The organism is Tepidanaerobacter acetatoxydans Re1, from assembly GCF_000328765.2.
Lineage (GTDB): Bacteria > Bacillota > Thermosediminibacteria > Thermosediminibacterales > Tepidanaerobacteraceae > Tepidanaerobacter > Tepidanaerobacter acetatoxydans.
This window is the reverse complement of record NC_019954.2, coordinates 697,752-713,820: the sequence shown is the minus strand read 5'-3', so window position 1 is coordinate 713,820 and position 16,069 is coordinate 697,752. Positions and strand designations below refer to the sequence as shown.

Below are 16,069 nucleotides of genomic sequence, written 5' to 3'. Positions count from 1 at the left end.
TCCTCAATTATTTATATAATTTATACTAACTACTTAGTTAGTGATACGCAAAATTTTTTACCACCGCAAATGAGCCTCTAAATGAGCTTTTTTAAAGGCCTGATAAAAGTAATTCTGCAATACTTCTTCGCTCATACCGTATTGATCTTCCCATTGATCTTTGTATAATGCATAGCTTAGGAAAGGAGTCAGACCTGTAAAGAACTCCATCACCAACAGCTCTTGTTTATCTTCGGGAAAATGTAGACCTTTCTTTTCATATTCTTTCCGAAGAGCATCAATCTCTGCATTAATAATTAAATTGCCAAGTTCCATTATAATAGAGCTTGATACATTTGTTTTAGCAGACTCTGCAACAGCTACTTTAATAATTTTTCTTTTTTGAGATACAAACCGGATGTATATATCAAATAGCTTTCTATACCCGTCATTTCCAGATACATCTGGTGTACCTTCCATTGATTTGACAAGCATTCTTCTAGCATCTTCAATAAGGCTTGAAAAGAGCGTTTCCAGTATTTCATTTTTACTTTTAAAATAGTAATAGATTAGCGCCTTATTTACACCGGCTTCCTTGGCAATATCATCTACTCTGGCACCATCAAAGCCAACCTTTGAAAAAATGTCTTCTGCAGCGGATAAAATCCTTGCTTTGGTTTCTATTGCGTCTCGCTTATTCATAAAATCCCCCAAATATAACTAAGTATTTAGTTAAGTATAACATCAAATTTGGATTTGTCAATACATGAAGTAGGTAAAATATAGTTATTCTATGATAATATCATGTTGAATTTATTCTAGTAAAATGTCATCTATGTGAGATGAGATATTTTGCTTCAAAAAAGTTTTATGATATAATTCAGATACATTACAATTACAAAAAATTAAAATAACTTGCCTGGTGCCAAGGAGGAAAGTGTTAATGAAAATAAATCCTTACATATTTCGGCAGTATGACATAAGAGGTGTTGTTGGTGAAGATTTGGATGAAAATTTTGCAAGGAGGCTTGGTCAGGCTTTTGGTACCTATACCTTAAAAAATAACGAAACTTCAGTTATTGTTGGGTGTGATAATCGCATTTCTTCACCATCTTTAAAAAAAGCTGTTACAGAAGGTCTGCTGTCTACCGGATGTAATGTAGTCGACATAGGTACGGTTGTAACTCCTATATTTTATTATGCTAGAATACATTTTAATATAAATCCAGGAATAATGGTAACTGCAAGTCATAATCCCGCACAATTTAATGGTTTTAAAGTGGCATTTGGTCCGGGCACTATATATGGTGACGAAATTCAAAATTTAAGGATTATGATGGAAAAAGGAGATTTCCTGTCAGGTCAAGGTTCGCTTACCTATAAGGACCCTTCAGAGGATTATATTGATATGATTTGCGAAAAAATACACCTTTCAAAAAAGCTCAGAGTCGGAATAGACTGTGGAAATGGCACTGCTTCGCTCTTTGCCGAAAAACTTTTCCGCCGATTGGGTGTTGATGTTTACCCTCTATACTGCGAGTCTGATCCCAAATTTCCAAATCATTTTCCCGACCCGGTCAAGCCTGAAAATCTAACAGACTTGAAAGAATTAGTTTTAAGGGAAAAACTGGATTTAGGAATCGGATTTGATGGTGATGGGGACCGCATTGGCGTAGTTGATGATAAGGGAAATATAATTTATGGCGATATGTTGATGATTCTATATTGGCGCGAGATCATGCCAAAATATCCCGGGGCTGTGGCTATTATTGAAGTTAAGTGCTCACAAGCCCTCGTAGATGAAGTAAAAAAATTAGGCGGTAAACCTATCTTCTATAAAACAGGCCATTCATTAATAAAGGCAAAAATGAGAGAAATCGGTGCCGTATTTACGGGTGAAATGTCAGGCCATATGTTCTTTGCAGACGAATATTATGGTTTCGATGATGCTCTATATGCTGCTGCCCGGCTTTTAAGAATTTTGTCAAATACCGATAAAAAGCTTTCCGAGCTGCTGGCAGATGTGCCCAAATATTATTCTACACCTGAACTTCGCGTGCCGTGCCCGGATGAAGAAAAGTTTGATAAGGTCGAAGCTGTAAAACGCTACTTTCAGGATAAATACCCTATAATAGATGTAGACGGGGCGAGGGTAATCTTCCCCGATGGTTGGGGACTTGTCAGAAGCTCTAACACCGGCCCGGAACTCATCGTTAGATGTGAAGCAACAAGCAAGGACGGCCTTGACAAGATAAAAAATGAGATTCAAAAAGCGCTGCTGCCTTTGAAACTTTTTTGACATAACGCTGTCTGTTTGCCTTTTTGCCCATCCATTGTTGAGACTTTATTTGAAACAACGGATGGGCTTTATTATTTATTGTAGATATTCAATCCATCTGTTTTCTGTTTATAATAAAGGCCTAATGTTTCTTAAGGAATTTCTCGCAGCTTCATCAGGTGTAGGAAGTGGCAGACATTCAAAGGCTATATAGTTATCATAGCTTATGTCCTTTAGTGCTTTAATAATGCTTTTAAAGTCTACATGGCCATGGCCAGGGTACCACCTGTCGCTATCGGCAAAATGGAAATGGCCTAAGGATTTTCCTGCTTTCAATATACTTTTTACCATATCCTGTTCTTCTATATTCATATGAAATGTATCTAAGTGCAGCTTGAGATATGGTGAATTTATTTTCTCAATAAATTCAAGGCTTTCTTCAATATTATTAATGAAGTTGGTTTCATATCGATTTATTGCTTCATTTAGTATAATTACGTTATTTTTTTCTGCAGAGTTCATAATCTTGTCAAAGCATTTAAGTGCATATTCTTCATATTTTTTACGGTCATTTGTATCGGCAATTGTACCTCTCATTGAACCTATTATTACTTTTGCATCAAGTTCTTTAGCAGTGCAAATATGATCGAATATCCTCTTTACAGCCCTGTCTCGAACAGTGCCGTCCGGATCTGTAAAGCTTAACCCGTCAATTCCATAGCCCATTCCTGTTCCGATAGTAGAAACTACAATATTGTTTTCTTCGCAATCCTTTTGTATCTCCTCGATATCCAATGTATTTGGGCCATTTACATGAATTTCTACCGCATCATATCCCATTTTTGCTGCCTTTTTAATGTTTTCAGTATAGCTGCCCCTTAAAACAATCGGTGCATTCTTAGCCGCTTCTTTTGCCATGGTAATGCTGAGCTTCATTTTATAAACACCTATCTTTCTATTTTTATCGGTTTTCCTTCAGCAAGTGATTTTTTTGCAGCAAGGCCGATAATTACCGGTTCAAGGCCGTCTTTGCCTGTTACAAGAGGCTTGATATTATTTAATATGCTATCGCAAAACGCCTTAATTTCAGCTATGTATGCATCTTTGTATCTATCCATGAAAAAGTTCTTGGGATTGTGGCTTATAATTCCGTCTTCATTGCTTAATACAGTATTTGTTAAATGGTCATTATTCACAGCTATGCTTCCTTTTGAGCCAAATACTTCTACTCTTTGATCATAGCCGTAAACGGCCTTTCTACTATTATCTATGACGCCTATGGTGCCGTCTGAAAATTTTAGCGTAACAATGGCAGTATCAATGTCTCCTGCTTTTTTGATTTCCGGATCAACTCTTACTTCTCCGGTAGCAAACACTTCCGCAACTTCACTTCCAATTAAAAATCTTGCCATGTCAAAGTCATGTATAGTCATATCTAAAAAGATGCCACCAGATACTTTAATATATTCTATCGGTGGTGGACTGGGGTCACGTGAAGTAATTTTTAATATGTGAGGTTCGCCTATTTTGCCTGCTCTTATAATATCATGTGCTCGTTTAAAGCTGGGATCGAATCTTCGTTGAAAGCCTATTTGTAATTTAACATTTGCTTTTTCTACCTCATCTAGGGCTTTATGTATTCTATTTAAGTCAAAGTCAATGGGCTTTTCACAAAAAATATGTTTACCTGCTTTTGCCGAATCTATAATTAATTGAGAGTGTGTATCGGTTGATGAGCATATGAGAACCGCATCTATTTCCTTGTCTTCTAATATTTCGTTTGCGTCTTTATAGACATTTTTTATCCCAAGATTTTCTGCCCAATCTTTGATATTTTCAGCAAATATATCTGCAACAGATTTAATCTCTACAAAGTCTACATTAGCTTTGATAGTTTCGGCGTGAAATCTTCCTATTCTTCCTGCTCCAATTAATCCTACTTTAATTTTTTTCACGGTTTACATCTCCTCCATTTAGTATTTTTATTTTATGAGACCATCCTGTAAAGATATTTATTTCTTTACAGGATGGTATACAGGAGGTTTATTGTTTATTATGTCGCTGCCTCGTTTAAGCAAAATGTTTATAATTTATAGAATACTCCCATAGGCGGCAGTTCATAAACAGATTTCCAACCTTCGCTGAAGGGTTCTTTCAAAAACGGCTCCATCTCTTTTTCGGTTCGCAATGTAATTTTTTCTACCGGTGGCACTGTTCCCGCCGGGAAGGCATCTAGAATCTGGTCATGTACTAGAGTCAAGTATTTTAGTATTGCAGCGATAGGACGTTTTGCCTTTTTAACTGAGGCTATGCTTGGTTTACCTACAACTCCCTGAGGTGTAGCGGCCCGTTCTATGGCAGCATGACCTTCGCCTTCAGACCAGCGATGGGGTCTTCCAAAGGGGTCTACTGATTTATCAAAGTGGCCATCTGGAAGGAATGATTCACCTTCGGCATCCTCTACTACACTCATGTCAATCATGTCAGGGAAAAGTAATAGTCCTACTGAAGTCTCGGCTTCGTCTGCGTGGACAAAGTGTGTCTCTAGGCTGTCTTCTCTGTCTGTAGGATAGAAAAACTCTCTAACGGCCCTATGCCAGTCTAATACCTGGAATATTCCCGGAAGTTGGAATCTCTTCATGAATTCTTGTATAGCTGATTCTAGCATCCACAGATGTCCATGATTGTTTACTAAGATTATTTTCCTAAAGCCGTCATTCCACAGTCCTAACATCATATATATGATGGTTTCTTCTACTACCTCTTTTGGCATGATAACTGTGCCAGGCATGCCAAGGTGGTGGTATGGATGGCCGCCGTAGTTTAGCGGTGGGAAAGCAAGGCTTACTTCTCTTCCCTGTTTTGCAGTGTATCGGCGGACACCTTCTAGAATTTGTGTGACCATGAATGTGTCAAGACCAGAATTAGCATGCATGCCATGGTTTTCTGTACATCCTATGGGTACAAATACTATATCATTTTTGCTGCGCTTTTCAATAACTTTTACTCTAGGAGTATTTTGAATATATGTGCCTGCTTTGCCTAGTTCCGGTTCCGATGGGATATCGTATTCTTTTAGTATGGCATCTATCTCTTCTTCACTTGCATCCCATATTTGTTTTTTCAGCCTTCCTACGGTATTGTCTTCAAACTTTATGGCCGGATTGTCAGTCAATATCCATTTTTTGTCCTTTGGTTTTTCCATAGTATATCTCCTCTTCCTTGCTTTGATGTTTTTGCTATGGGGCGAGGTGGTCTTGTATCCGCCCCATAGCAGCTTTTATTTATTTGTTAAAATATTTGTTAGTCCATTACACAGGTTATTTTGCACTCTTTTCTATCTGTTCTTAACATAATTATGTTTTCCGGCACTTCTTCCAAGCTTATTTTCTTGGTTATCATAGGTGTCATATCCATTCCACTTGCCATACATTCTATGACTCTGGGGAAGGTACCATGGCCGGAATGACCCTGTGCTCCGATGATTCTTGCTCTTCTTACTTGTAATACTTCACCGGTAACAGGCATTTTGGCATCAGCTCTTGCAACTACTACTATGGTCGAATTTAATGTCCTGCCTTCCCATATTGCTTTTTCTATTCCTGGATACACTGCAGTGGGTAATCCTGTAGCTTCAAGATATAAGCTTGCCCCATAACCGTCTGTAAGTCGTAGTACTTCTTCAGTAAAGTCTACTTTTGTCGGGTCAATTACGTAATCAGCCCCTAATTTTTTGCCAAGTTCTGCTCGACCGACAGAGGGTTCTGATAGAATTACTTTGGCTGCTCCATGCCTTTTTAGTATGGCACATGCTGCAAGGCCTATGGGACCACCACCGCATATTACCACATTATCTCCTGCCTTATTCCCCCTCCACGCTCAATTACGGCATTATATGCTACAGATGTGGGTTCTACGAGGCTTCCGGCAAGGAAGATGTCTTCTTCTTTGTATCGTGCTTTCAAGGGTTCTAAGCTCCACAGGAGTTTAGCCGGTAAGACAATATACTTTGCAAATGCTCCGTTTACATTAAAGCCTATCTCATCTAATCTCTCACAGTGGTTGGGCCACCCGTCGGCACAGGGTTGGCACTGGCCGCACCACATCATCTCTTCGGCTGTTACTAGTTCGCCACCTTTGTAGGGTTTATTTATTCTTTTGTCAATTGCATCAGGGCCTGCTTCTACTACTACTCCGGAAAGTTCATGGCCTAAGATGGCAGGAAATCCTGTAAGGCCGGGATAGAGTATGTAACCATCTTCATCCGGCTGAGCCATATGGACATCGCTTCCGCAGATTCCACATGCTTTAACTTCTATTAGAACTTCTCCTTTTTGCGGCTTTGGTATGTCGTGCTCTACAATTTCTATACGCGGGTTTCTCCATACTTTACTCCCTAAATAGGTCTGCTTCCCTTCAATATCCTTAGGCCCTAATTTAAATTCGGGACGCGGGTCCCAATCTGCAAACAGTGTAACCGCTTTCATTTTTGACATTATAAAGACTCCCTTCTATAATTTATTGACTTAATGTATTACAAAAAATTATAAAATACTGTTTTTGCTGTTTAACTTTTAACTTGTGCTCTTCTTCTTATAACGTCAACATAAACCGCACCAATAATAACAGCTCCGATGGCAACAGTTTGCCATTCTGCAGAAACGCCTAAAAGATTGAGGCCATTTCTCAAGACCGCCATTATCATAGCACCAATTAATGTTCCCCACACCGTTCCAACGCCACCCATAAAACTTGCTCCTCCAATGATCACAGCGGCAATAGCATCTGTTTCATATGCTAAACCCGCTAGTGGATATGCGGCATTGACTCTTCCGGTTAATATCAAACCTCCCATAGCTGCCATAAGACCACTAAGTGTATATACAGTTATCAGTATTGCATCTACGTTGATGCCTGATAATCTTGCAGCTTCCTTATTACCTCCAACTGCATATATATGTCTGCCGGTGGCAGTACGGGTTAAAAATATATGAAAAACCACATAAATAACAATAACTAATATAAAGCTAACAGGCACTGGTCCTAAAAAAGCAGAGCCCAAATACTGAATAATTGGAGGAAATCCTGAAATAGGAGATGCTTTGGTTGCTATTAATGCTAGACCCCTACATATGTTTTGCATTCCAAGCGTTGATATAAATGGGTGAGGAAGGTGCAGTTTTGTAAGTAACAAACCATTTATAATGCCCAACAAAGATCCCATGGCTAAACAGGCTAAAATACCAATAATAGGACTCATGTTTAACTTCACAACTAGGATGCCCATCACGACAGTAGATAATGCTAAGATTGACCCTACTGAAAGGTCAATTCCTGCAGTTAGTATAGCCATAAGCATTCCCACTGCCACAAGGCTATTAATAGCTGATTGTCTTGCAATGTTCATGAGGTTTTTTACCTCAAAAAAGTGTGGGGTGGCAATTGATAAAAATATGAATAGAACGATTAGCCCAGCCATTGATCCTATTTGCGAAAAAAAACTTGTAACTTTTTCGCTTTGTTGCTGATTTTCTTGAACTACATTTTTTTCTGCTTTAGACTCAACTTTCATAATTCTTACACACCTCCAGTTGCAGCTTTCATGATTATTTCTTGATTGGCATTCTCTCGAGAAAATTCACCTGTTATTCTTCCTTCATGTAATACAATAATCCTATCACTCATACCTAAAATTTCAGGAAGTTCAGAAGATATCATTATAACGCATGCGCCATTAGATACTAGCTCATTCATTATGTTATATACTTCAACTTTCGCACCTACATCAATGCCCCTCGTTGGTTCGTCAAAAATAAAAATTCTTGCATTATAACAAAGCCATTTTGCAATTACCACCTTCTGCTGATTTCCACCGCTTAATTCCATTACTTTTTTGTATAGTGACGGCGTTTTTATATCTAATTCTTCTGATAAACTTTTTGATGCGAGGAATAGTTTTTTTAAATCAATAAAAAATTTTTCCTTGAATCTTGGCAAACTAGGCAGTGTAATATTGGTTACTATATCTTGTTGTAAAATTAAGCCTTGTCCTTTCCTGTCTTCAGTCAAAAGAGCTATTCCTTCCTTCATTGCATCTCTAGGAGATAAAATATTACACTTTTTCCCATAAACATAAATATCACCCTTATCTCTTATATCAGCACCAAAAATACTTCTAGCGATTTCAGTTCTACCTGCGCCTACAAGTCCTGAAATACCTAAAATCTCACCACTATATGCAACAAAGCTTATATCATCAAAAATACCCGCTCGTTTAAGGTTCTCTACTCTTAACGCCTCAGCACCCCGCCTAGTTGGTTTTTTGGGATATTGCTGCTCTAAGCTTCTGCCTACCATATACTTTATAATCTCATCTTTATTAGTTTCCCTAGCTTCTACTGTCACTATTTTCTTACCATCCCTCATGACTGTAATCCTGTCACATATTTCAAAAACTTCTTCCAGTCTATGCGATATAAATATGACAGAAATTCCTTTTCCCCTTAATCTATCAATAGCTTTCAATAATTCTTCAGTTTCATTTAGACTTAAGCTTGAGGTTGGTTCATCCATTATAATAATATTAGCATTTTTTGATAATGCCTTAGCTATTTCTACCATTTGCTGCTGACCTATACCTAATTGCTTTACGGGTATATTAATATCTAAATCCTGACCCAATTCATTTAAAAGACGCATCGCTTCTCTTTTTGTTGCTTTCCAATCAATAAAATTAATAACATTCCCCATTTTTATTTCTTGCCCAAGAAAAATATTCTCTGCAGCTGAAAAATGCGGACTTAAATTCAATTCTTGATATATAGCGACAATTCCCATGTCGATCGCCTGTTTAGGATTTGATATATGTATCTCTTTATTGTCTATATAAATTTGACCCTCATCTTTTTCATAAGCTCCGGTCAATATCTTTATCAGAGTTGATTTTCCAGCACCATTTTCGCCTACAAGACCATGAACCTCGCCTTTAGCAACTTCAAAATTTACCGAATCAAGTGCTATCACACCCGGAAATTGCTTTGAGATGCCCTTCATTTTAAGATAAGGTTTCTTTGTCACTTTTAATCGCCCCTTTATTCCAGGGAGCTTAAAAAGCTCCCTGGAATCAATGCTATTATTAGCCTATTGACCTAAAATTTCTTTTAGTTTTTGTTGTTCTTCTTTTACGTTGTCTTTTGAAATAATTTTGGTCCCAGTGTCTATCCTTTTATCAACTGCTTCTCCTCTCACAGCTTTTACTGCTGCAACAACACCTTGATAACCAATATTGAAAGAATTTTGTGCAACAGATGCAGTTAATTCTCCTTCTTCAATAGATTTTAATGCGTCAGGCGAACCATCAAAACCAACAGTTATTATTTCTTTACCCGCGGCTTGAATCGCTCTGAGGGCACCTAAAGCCATCTCATCATTGGTGGCAAACATCCCTTGGATATCCGAGTGAACCTGAAGCATATTTTCCATTACAGTCATTCCCAAGCCTCTTTCACTGTTGGCTGGTTGAATATCAAGTATTTCCAATCCCTTTTCTTTTAAAACTTCAATAGCACCATTTGACCTTTCATCATGAGTTGGATCCCCTACAGCTCCTCTAAGTATTACAACTTTTCCACCCTTACCTAATTTTTCTGCTATAAATTCTCCTGCTTGCTTACCTCCATTGTAGTTTCCTGTTCCCACAAAGCTAACTTTGTCATCCCATTGAGCATCTGTATCTATTAGCACAACAGGTATTCCGGCAGCTTTAGCTTGGTCAAATACAGGAATTGCCGATGCTGGTTGTGAAGGCGCCACAGCTAAAGCAGATACTCGCTTGGTAATCTGGTCTTCAATCATATCTATTTGCTCTGATACAGCAGTTTCTGCCGATGGTCCCAAAACTTCGACTTCTATACCTAAATCCTTTCCCGCAGCTTTTGCTCCAGCTTCTACTGTTTTCCAAAAATCACTGTTTAATGCTTTGACAACAACTCCGATTTTTATGGGTTCTTCTGCTTCTTGTTGTGGTACCTGCTCACTGTCACTAGGCTGAGATTCTTGCTGCTGGCCGCATCCAGAAATAAGTAAAAAAATTAGCGTAATCCCGACTATCAAACTTAACATTTTAAACCGCTTTGTTTTCAATTTCATTCCCCCTATTAATTTTTTAGTAAAGTTTGCATCCTTTGCACTATAATCCTCTACAATCCCTCCTCTTATGATTATTCATTACAGCCAGTTATATTTTTTGGCCACACCGTATTATCATGCTGAACGGCTAATGCATTGAAGCTCTATAAAAATAGTTTAAAATGTTTTGAATTTAATGGTTAAACTTGAAAACGGATTTTTTAATCAATGTGATACTACGAATCAGGTATGTAGTTAGCTTATTTTTCTAATGCTAATGTTTTTGGATAACAAGCTTTTTGTGAAATGAACCTGTAAGTTCATTTAGTTTGTAATCTTAAGACTTGACATATTGCTATCGAACTTAAAGTATTTCATTACTTGATACTTGTAAAAAAAAATTATTAAGATTATTGTAAGCGGTTACAATTTTGTATAAAAATATAACGTCTATGATGTTCTGATAAATTTTTGTTTTTATTGCTTTGTTTTAGAATAGTTAAGACATCCCCTAATAGTATAATTATTTGTAAGCCCTTACATTTTAAATAACAAAATTAAAAATTAGGTACTTATATTTATTTTATTCTACATAAAATTGATTTGTCCTTCTTTTTTAAAAAAATAATTTAATTAATTTTTTATGATTTAAGTTGCTATATTTTATTTTTTGTTAATTCATTTAATTATTTAATTAAAAAAGGCTGCCGTATACTATGTTTATAAAGCATAAAACAGGTAGCCTTTAAAAAATCTCATCGTCAGATTTTAATATCTTAAATTTAGTATTCTAATTTGTCGAAGGCACTTTGCTTGTCGATTTTCGAACTACAAGATTAATATCTAAAACAACTTTTTTGCCTGCATTTCTCTCACCTTTTATTCTTTTTATAAGAAGCTCTGTTGCTAAATAACCCATTTTCTGCATCTGTTGATTAACGGTAGTTAGCGGCGGGTCTGACATTTCTGCCAAGATTATGTTATCATACCCAACAACCGATACATCTCGTGGCACAGAAAGACCAATTGTCTTTAGTGCTCTCATTACGCCAAGAGCTGTAAGGTCATTGCCGGTAACAAATGCAGTGGGTCTAATCGAACCCTTAAATATTCTAAGTGCTTCTTTATATCCAAATTCAAGTTTGAAATCTCCATGTGTTAGTATTTCTTTATAAACTTTAAGCTTTGCTTCTTTCATAGCTTTTAGGTATCCCTTTTCTCTTTCTAAGTTAACTTTTATCTTTGCCGGTCCCAAAAGGCATGCAATTTTTTCATGGCCTAAATCTATCAAATGTTTCGTAGCAATATACCCACCTTTAATATTATCGGATACTACTGCATCCATGGGATATTCTTCGGAACAGTCGATATCTCTTCCTAAAAGTACCAATGGCACGTTATCTTTTAGCAGTTCAATGATATTCTTGTCATTATAATATGCTGTTGAAATGATAAATCCATCAACACTTTTTTGTTTTAAAAGACTTATATATGTGGCTTCTTTTTCAAGACTATAATCTGTATTGCATATTATAATATTAAATCCAAAATCATTACTGGCATCCTCAACTCCCCTGGCTAACTCAGAAAAAAAGGGGTTTGTGATGTCAGGAATTAAAAGACCCAAAGTTAAAGTTGATTTTTTTGTTAATGCAGATGCTATAAAATTCGGTGCATAGTTTAATTCTTTGATAGCTTCTTCAACTTGCCGCCGAGTTCTATCCGAAACAGCACTGCTTTTATTCAAAACTCTTGATACGGTAGCTATTGAAACTCCGGCTTTCTTTGCTACATCATATATAGTTACAGACATTAGAATCACCGCTCCATAAAAAACTTTAGTTGCCTTTTATTATAGATGCTACTCATTGTGATATATCTCTTGATTTTTTAAGTTCAATACCTTGAAGTCACTTTACATCATTTCTTTACTATAGATTGTAACCGCTTTCTTTTGTATTTGCAAGAAAATTTATTAAACATTTTGGTTTCACGCGACTTATTCAATAACGATTTTTGTGCAGAAACCTTCATTCTTTAATTTAATTTCGATATATAGCATACTTTCTTTATACAAAAAACAACATACGGATATTTTTACAGCAAAACTGACTTTTTACAATGGAATCAATAATTCTATGTTAATTTATAAAAATCCTTCTATAAAGAACACCCGAAATTCTAAATAGAAGGCTGCTACAGGATTTTTATCTCCAATAGCAGCCTTCTATCTTAAAAAAATGTGCTGTAATTAAAATCTGAGTTTCTCCTTGAGATAGTCTCTTACTTGATTGATTTCTATCCTATCCTGCTGCATAGTATCTCTATCCCTTATGGTGACTTTATTATCTTCCAAGCTGTCAAAGTCTATGGTAACGGCAAATGGGGTTCCGATTTCGTCTTGGCGGCGGTAGCGTTTACCTATGCTGCCTGTGTTGTCGTATTCCATGTGGTAATATTTTTTAAGGTCATGGTATACTTTGCATGCCAGTTCTTCCAGTGGTTCTTTTTTGGAAAGTGGTAAAACAGCACATTTTATAGGTGCAATCTCTGGTTTTAAATGCAATACTACACGAGTATCGCCTTGAACCTCCTCTTCATCGTATGCATCGCATAAAACAGCTAGTATTGCTCTGTCCGCACCTAAAGATGGTTCTACTACATATGGCACAATTTGTTTGTTTTCTTTTGGATCAAAATAGGTAAGCGATTTACCCGAATATTCCATATGGCGAGAAAGGTCATAATCGGTTCGGTTAGCAACACCCCACAGCTCACCCCATCCAAAGGGAAATTTATACTCTAAATCTGTAGTACCTTTTGAGTAGTGAGAAAGTTCTTCGGGAGAATGGTCTCTTAATCGTAAGTTTTCCTTTTTTACTCCTAATGATACAAAAAAATCCACCATAAACTGCCGCCAGTATTCAAACCATTCTTGATCATCGCCGGGCTTTACAAAAAACTCTAGTTCCATCTGTTCAAATTCACGAGTTCTAAAGGTAAAGTTGCCGGGAGTTATCTCGTTTCTAAAAGATTTTCCAATTTGAGCAATTCCGAATGGCAACTTCATACGGCATGAATCCAACACGTTTTTGAAATTAACGAATATTCCTTGGGCCGTTTCAGGGCGGAGATAAACTATTGAGCTAGAATCTTCGGTAACACCCTGATAGGTTTTAAACATCAGGTTGAATACTCTGGCTTCGGTCCATGCAACACTACCACAAGTGGGGCATTTAATTTTATTATCATGGATTATTTCTGTAAGTTCCTGTACACTTTTACCCTCCACATGTATATTCAAGGAGTCTTCGATCAGGTGGTCGGCACGGAACCTGGATTTACACTGCTTGCAATCGATTAAGGCATCATTAAAGCCTGCCACATGACCTGAAGCCTCCCAAACCTTAGGATGCATCAAAATTGCACTGTCAAGACCTACCACATCGTCCCTTTCATGGACTACCTTTTTCCACCAGTAATCCTTTACATTCCTTTTAAGCTCTATACCTAAAGGCCCGTAATCCCATGTATTGGCCAGGCCTCCGTATATCTCAGAGCCTTGAAATATGAAGCCTCTTCGTTTGCACAATGAAACTATTTTGTTCATACTTTTTTCAACATTTTCTGACATGATAATTCTTTCCTCCTTTTGCTATTCAAAAATACCAAAAACCCCTAAACCATCATTGATGGTCTAGGGGTCCTTTTATTCAAGGACGGTTCCACCCTAGTTGCAGGCATTATCCTGCCACTTTTTTGGAACTCAATATAAGGTTGATTTCATTTCTGACTTCTGTTCCCAAATCTTTTTTATGCTACGGAGCTTACACTGTCCTCCGTTCGCTTTAAGCAGGGAAAAAAGATTACCAGAATGCTTAAATAAAATATATACTATTGTTTGGCTTAAGTCAAGACTCTTTATCCGCATAAAATTCCGGGTTCAGTCATGGCTTTAGGAGAGAGAACATTATTTATTACATTTTGTGGTAAGAGATTTTTCTTTGCAATTAATTCAGGAACTGTTTCATCACTTGCTGCTATTTCTTTTGCCAACTGAGATGCTTTTTCGTATCCAATATGAGGAATCAGTGCTGTGATTATGCCAACACTTTTTTCTACCATTTCCTGACAGCGCTCACGGTTAGCCGTAATTCCAACGATACATTTTTCTCTAAATGTTTTTATCGCATTAGTTAGGATTTCTATGGATTGTAGCAGGTTATATGTAATAACAGGTTCCATAGCATTTAATTCAAGCTGCCCGGCTTCTACCGCCAAGCTGATAGTATGATCATTGCCTATTACTTGAAATGCCACTTGGTTAACAACCTCGGGAATTACGGGGTTTACCTTGCCAGGCATTATCGAAGATCCTGGTTGCATTGCGGGAAGTTTGATTTCCGCTATTCCTGCACGAGGACCCGATGACATCAATCTTAGGTCATTGGCTATTTTCGATAAATTAATAGCTAATATTTTTAGGGTTGAAGAAAAGGCTGCTAAAACATCTGTATTTTGAGTTGCATCTATTAAGTTTACTGCTTTCCTAAGTGGAATGCCCGATATATTTCTTAGATTTTCAATGGCAAGCTCTATATATTCAACTTTAGCATTAAGGCCCGTCCCAATGGCAGTTGCTCCAAGATTTATTTCATGTAAAGCTTCAAGGGAAGATTTAATTCTAGCCAAGTCCCTGCCTATAGCTTGTGCGTAAGCCTCAAATTCTTGACCTAACCGGATGGGAACAGCATCTTGCAACTGTGTGCGCCCTACTTTGACCACATCATCAAATTCATCGGCCTTTTTTAATAGTGCATTTTTCAAAAGCTCCATCTCGCTCAACAAATTCTTAGCCAATGATATGGTTGCAATGCGTATTGCCGTTGGGTATACGTCATTTGTAGATTGAGACATATTTACATCGGTATTTGGAGAAATAATGTCATAATCTCCTTTTTCACCGCCCAAAATCTCAATAGCGCGATTGGCTATTACTTCATTTACATTCATATTTACCGAAGTCCCTGCTCCACCTTGAATTGCATCAACTACAAACTGATCGGCAAATTTTCCATCTAATATTTCATCGGCGGCCTGTATAATCGCACTGCCTTTTTTTTCGTTCAGTAAGCCCAGCTTCATATTTGACATTGCTGCCGCCTTTTTTACCATTGCAACAGCTAAAATTAATTTACGATGTGAGGGGCATCCGGTTATATTGAAGTTTTCTACTGCCCTTAAGGTTTGTATCCCATAGTAAGCATCTTTAGGCACCTTTTTACTACCAATTAAATCATGTTCCATTCTAAAAGCAGCCATTTTTTACCCTCCTCAATTTTTTCAATATGATAAAATCAAATAATTTTAATGCCTGTATTCTGTACATTGTATACATAGTTTAACATAGAAAAAATATTTTCACAAACAATAATTAAGTCAGTTTTGCACCTCTTACCCCTCTTAACTTAACTAAATGATTGGTTATAACACTTAAATGTCATTTATAAATATTAGAATTTTGATTCAACTATAAAAAATAAATTTTGACTAAATACTAGCATATTGTTCCTGTTTATATAAGTCACACTATATGTTGACCATCAACTTAGGAAAAGAGGGTTCTTACATTTGAATCAATACTGCTTTTAGCTAAAAATCCCCCATAAAAGACGGCCGGCTGCC

The 16,069-nt window shown here is 37.0% G+C and carries 11 protein-coding genes and 1 pseudogene; 1 reads left to right on the top strand and 11 read right to left on the bottom strand.

Annotation, left to right across the window (positions count from 1 at the left end):
- Nucleotides 1-57 precede the first annotated feature (57 nt).
- Nucleotides 58-681 (bottom strand): TetR/AcrR family transcriptional regulator, encoded by a 624-nt coding sequence (locus TEPIRE1_RS03325; RefSeq protein ID WP_013777767.1) that lies wholly within the window; start codon nucleotides 679-681, stop codon nucleotides 58-60.
- 241 nt (nucleotides 682-922) lie between these two features.
- Between TEPIRE1_RS03325 and TEPIRE1_RS03320 the strand changes: the two genes are divergently transcribed.
- Nucleotides 923-2,278, top strand: a complete 1,356-nt coding sequence (locus TEPIRE1_RS03320; RefSeq protein ID WP_013777766.1) for a phosphomannomutase/phosphoglucomutase — start codon at nucleotides 923-925, stop codon at nucleotides 2,276-2,278.
- Nucleotides 2,279-2,386: 108 nt separating this feature from the next.
- Here TEPIRE1_RS03320 and TEPIRE1_RS03315 read toward each other — a convergent pair whose 3' ends face one another.
- From TEPIRE1_RS03315 to TEPIRE1_RS03270, 10 genes and pseudogenes are all read right to left on the bottom strand, one after another.
- Nucleotides 2,387-3,193 carry a sugar phosphate isomerase/epimerase family protein gene (locus tag TEPIRE1_RS03315; RefSeq protein ID WP_013777765.1) on the bottom strand — a complete coding sequence of 269 codons (807 nt, stop codon included), beginning with the start codon at nucleotides 3,191-3,193 and terminating at the stop codon, nucleotides 2,387-2,389.
- A gap of 11 nt (nucleotides 3,194-3,204) precedes the next feature.
- Nucleotides 3,205-4,212 (bottom strand): inositol 2-dehydrogenase, encoded by a 1,008-nt coding sequence (gene iolG / locus TEPIRE1_RS03310; protein WP_013777764.1) that lies wholly within the window; start codon nucleotides 4,210-4,212, stop codon nucleotides 3,205-3,207.
- A 128-nt stretch (nucleotides 4,213-4,340) separates the two neighbouring features.
- A complete protein-coding gene (iolN, locus tag TEPIRE1_RS03305; RefSeq protein WP_013777763.1) occupies nucleotides 4,341-5,462 on the bottom strand; it encodes a 3-dehydro-scyllo-inosose hydrolase in 1,122 nt (373 codons plus the stop codon).
- A gap of 98 nt (nucleotides 5,463-5,560) precedes the next feature.
- A pseudogene (iolM, locus tag TEPIRE1_RS14405) lies at nucleotides 5,561-6,744 on the bottom strand (scyllo-inosose 3-dehydrogenase).
- Nucleotides 6,745-6,824: 80 nt separating this feature from the next.
- Nucleotides 6,825-7,829, bottom strand: coding sequence for an ABC transporter permease (locus tag TEPIRE1_RS03295; RefSeq protein WP_013777762.1), 1,005 nt, complete (start codon nucleotides 7,827-7,829; stop codon nucleotides 6,825-6,827).
- 5 nt (nucleotides 7,830-7,834) lie between these two features.
- Complete coding sequence (locus tag TEPIRE1_RS03290) at nucleotides 7,835-9,334, bottom strand: sugar ABC transporter ATP-binding protein (RefSeq protein WP_013777761.1); 1,500 nt, start codon at nucleotides 9,332-9,334, stop codon at nucleotides 7,835-7,837.
- Nucleotides 9,335-9,397: 63 nt separating this feature from the next.
- Nucleotides 9,398-10,405 carry a sugar ABC transporter substrate-binding protein gene (locus TEPIRE1_RS03285; RefSeq protein ID WP_041591417.1) on the bottom strand — a complete coding sequence of 336 codons (1,008 nt, stop codon included), beginning with the start codon at nucleotides 10,403-10,405 and terminating at the stop codon, nucleotides 9,398-9,400.
- Nucleotides 10,406-11,174: 769 nt separating this feature from the next.
- Entirely contained in the window at nucleotides 11,175-12,197 is a 1,023-nt protein-coding gene (locus TEPIRE1_RS03280; protein ID WP_013777759.1) for a LacI family DNA-binding transcriptional regulator, read from the bottom strand.
- A gap of 438 nt (nucleotides 12,198-12,635) precedes the next feature.
- Nucleotides 12,636-14,018 (bottom strand): glycine--tRNA ligase, encoded by a 1,383-nt coding sequence (locus TEPIRE1_RS03275; RefSeq protein ID WP_013777758.1) that lies wholly within the window; start codon nucleotides 14,016-14,018, stop codon nucleotides 12,636-12,638.
- Nucleotides 14,019-14,305: 287 nt separating this feature from the next.
- Complete coding sequence (locus TEPIRE1_RS03270) at nucleotides 14,306-15,706, bottom strand: aspartate ammonia-lyase (RefSeq protein WP_013777757.1); 1,401 nt, start codon at nucleotides 15,704-15,706, stop codon at nucleotides 14,306-14,308.
- Nucleotides 15,707-16,069: the final 363 nt, after the last annotated feature.